This is a genomic window from Cellulomonas sp. PS-H5 (assembly GCF_019265565.1).
Taxonomy (GTDB): Bacteria; Actinomycetota; Actinomycetes; order Actinomycetales; family Cellulomonadaceae; genus Cellulomonas.
Map to the genome: position 1 here is coordinate 1 of NZ_JAHVCI010000115.1, position 3,763 is coordinate 3,763.

Genomic DNA, 3,763 nt, shown 5'->3' on the forward strand with positions numbered 1-3,763 from the left:
CGGCGATCCACCGACACACGAAACGACCCCCACCCGCTGGCGAGCGAGGATCAGTCAATTCGGCTGCTAAAGAAGCCACCCGACGGGGTCGGGAACGACTTCCGTATCAACCAAGACCCACCGACACCGAACAACCACCCCCAGACTGAGGGCGGCCACCCGAGCCGATGAACCATCTTGGCATCAACTACTAGGCACACTGTTGAGTTCTCAAAGAACAGACGCGCATCCCCCGTCCACCCTCGTGAAGGGCGTCCGGCCGGAGGCTCGGTTCCAATCTACCAGAGTTCCTGGCCCGCTTTTTCGCGCCTTCCGGCGTTCCTTCGCGTTCCTAAACTCTACCAGAGCTTCTTTCCTGTCCGATCCGCCCTTCCGAGCGGATCCGACGTTCCGAAACTCTACCAGATGTTCTGGCGGTCGTTTTCGGTGAATCTCTTCACCGCTTTCGACCTGGAGAACACTACCAGGCTTTCCGGAGTGCCTTGTGCGTGATTCACACGACATTGCGCCACGGGAGGCCCGGTCCGGCACGACGAACCGGACGCAACGAGGCGCCTGGAGCACGTACCGGGGGGTGGCTGCCTGCGGGACCGGCCTTCGGGTCGAGCCTCGAAGTCCGTGCCTCCCGTCCGGGCAGCTCGGAGAACATTACGCGCGGAGCCCTCCGCCGTCAACTCCGGGCCCGACGCCCCCGCCCCGGGCAGCACGACGCCCCCGTCACCTGCGCGAACAGGCGACGGGGGCGTCGTCGACGCGCGGTGCGTCAGGCCGCGACGAGCGACCGGAGCACGTACTGCAGGATGCCGCCGTTCCGGTAGTAGTCCGCCTCACCGGGGGTGTCGATACGCACGACCGCGTCGAACTCCACGACCGAACCGTCGCCCTTGGTGGCCGTGACGCGCACGGTCCGGGGCGTCGTGCCCTCGTTCAGCGCCGCCACGCCGGCGATGTCGAACGTCTCGGTGCCGTCCAGGCCGAGCGAGTCGGCCGACTCCCCCGCCGGGAACTGCAGCGGGAGGACGCCCATGCCGATGAGGTTCGACCGGTGGATCCGCTCGAACGACTCGGTGATGACGGCCTTGACGCCCAGGAGCGCCGTGCCCTTGGCCGCCCAGTCGCGTGACGAGCCGGAGCCGTACTCCTTGCCGCCCAGGATGACGAGCGGCACGCCGGCCTCGGCGTACGCCTGCGCGGCGTCGTAGATCGACGTCTGCTCGCCGGACAGGTGGTTCACCGTGTAGCCGCCCTCGACGCCCGGCACCAGCTGGTTCCGGAGCCGGATGTTGGCGAACGTGCCGCGGATCATCACCTCGTGGTTGCCGCGGCGGGACCCGTAGGAGTTGAAGTCCCGGCGCTCGACGCCGTGCTCGGCGAGGTACTGCCCGGCCGGGCTGTCCGCCTTGATCGACCCCGCGGGGCTGATGTGGTCGGTGGTGACCGAGTCGCCGAGCTTGGCGAGGACCCGCGCCCCGGTGACGTCGACGACGGGCGCCGGCTCCGCGGCCATGCCGTCGAAGTACGGGGGCTTGCGCACGTAGGTGGACCCGCCGTCCCAGGCGAACGTGTCGCCCTCCGGGGTGTCCAGGGCGCGCCAGCGCTCGTCGCCCGCGAAGACGTCGGCGTAGTCGGACTCGAACATCGAGCGGTCGATGCTCGCGTCGATGGTCGCCTGGACCTCCTCCGGGGTGGGCCAGATGTCCGCGAGGAACACCGGCTTCCCGTCGGTGTCGGTGCCGAGCGGCTGGTTGTCGAAGTCGAAGTCCATCGTCCCGGCGAGCGCGTAGGCGATGACCAGCGGCGGGGACGCCAGGTAGTTCATCTTCACGTCGGGGTTGATGCGGCCCTCGAAGTTCCGGTTGCCGGAGAGCACCGACACCACGGACAGGTCGTGCTCGTTGACGACGGCCGAGACCTCTTCGGGCAGCGGGCCCGAGTTGCCGATGCAGGTGGCGCATCCGTACCCGACCAGGTGGAAGCCGAGCTTCTCGAGGTAGGGCCAGAGGCCGGCCTTCTCGTAGTAGTTCGTCACGACCTGGGAGCCCGGGGCCATCGACGTCTTGACCCACGGCTGCGAGGTGAGGCCGCGCTCGACGGCCTTCCGCGCGAGCAGCGCCGCGGCGAGCATGACCGACGGGTTCGACGTGTTGGTGCACGAGGTGATCGACGCGATCACCACGGCGCCGTGGTCGAGCTCGGTCGTGGTGCCGTCCGCCAGCGTCACCGGCACGCGCCGGTGCGGACGGCGGGCCGAGTCGCCCGCGGCGACGTGGGCCGGCGCGTCCGAGGAGTCGGTGTGCTCCCCCGCCGCGATCGGGTCGGAGGCGGGGAACGTCTCGTCCACGGACTCGTCCAGCCCGGTGAACGGCGCCTTCTCGGCGTCGGACACGTAGTCGAGGATCGACGTCGCGAACGACTCCTTGGCCTCGGACAGCTCGATGCGGTCCTGCGGGCGCTTCGGGCCGGCGATCGACGGGACGACGGTGCCGAGGTCGAGCTCGAGGTACTCCGAGTACGCCGGCTCGCGCGACGGGTCGTGCCAGAGTCCCTGCTCCTTCGCGTACGCCTCGACGAGCGCGAGCTGCTGCTCGGAGCGGCCGGTCAGGCGGAGGTAGTCGAGCGTGACGTCGTCGATCGGGAAGATCGCGCAGGTGGAGCCGAACTCCGGCGACATGTTGCCGATGGTGGCGCGGTTCGCGAGCGGCACCTGGGCGACGCCCTCGCCGTAGAACTCGACGAACTTGCCGACGACGCCGTGCTGGCGCAGCTGCTGCGTGATGGTGAGCACCACGTCGGTCGCGGTCACGCCGGACGGGATCGAGCCGGTGAGCTTGAAGCCGACGACGCGCGGGATGAGCATCGAGACGGGCTGGCCGAGCATGGCCGCCTCGGCCTCGATGCCGCCGACGCCCCAGCCGAGCACGCCCAGGCCGTTGACCATCGTGGTGTGCGAGTCGGTGCCGACGCAGGTGTCCGGGTAGGCGCGCAGCGCCCCGTCGACCTCACGCGTCATGATGCCGCGCGCCAGGTACTCGATGTTGACCTGGTGCACGATGCCGGTGCCCGGCGGGACGACCTTGAAGTCGTCGAACGCGGTCTGGCCCCAGCGCAGGAACTGGTAGCGCTCGTGGTTGCGCTGGTACTCGATCTCGACGTTGCGGCGGAACGCGTCCTCGCGCCCGAACACGTCGATCTGCACGGAGTGGTCGATGACCAGCTCGGCGGGCGCGAGCGGGTTGATCCGGGTCGGGTCGCCGCCCAGGTCGGCCATGGCCTCGCGCATGGTGGCGAGGTCGACGACGCAGGGCACGCCGGTGAAGTCCTGCATGATCACGCGGGCGGGCGTGAACTGGATCTCGGTGTCCGGCTCGGCGGACGGGTCCCACCCGGCGAGAGCGCGGACGTGGTCGGCGGTGATGTTCGCGCCGTCCTCGGTCCGCAGCAGGTTCTCGGCGAGCACCTTGAGGCTGTACGGCAGCTTCTCCGTCCCGGGGACCGCGTCCAGCCGGAAGATCTCGTAGGTGTCGTCCCCGACCTGCAGCCGGGCCTTCGACCCGAAGCTGTCGACGCTGCTCACTTCTGGCTCCTTCGTTGGCGAGTCCGGCCGCTGGGGGACGGCCGCTGGGAGACGGGCGCCCCGGGGCCTGGTGCCCGGGCTCGTCCGCCGAAGTATCTTGATGTCGAGATACATCCTACCCCGACGCGGCCCTGCGCGTCGCGGCGCCCGCGCGGCCCGGCGCGCCGGGGTCGACGGGCGCGCCGGGCC

At 69.8% G+C, this 3,763-nt stretch carries 1 protein-coding gene; it reads right to left on the minus strand.

Translation table 11 applies throughout. The features are described from left to right. Positions 1-763: 763 nt before the first annotated feature. Entirely contained in the window at positions 764-3,574 is a 2,811-nt protein-coding gene (locus J5O08_RS20390; RefSeq protein WP_308281752.1) for an aconitate hydratase, read from the minus strand. Between the last annotated feature and the right edge of the window lie 189 nt (positions 3,575-3,763).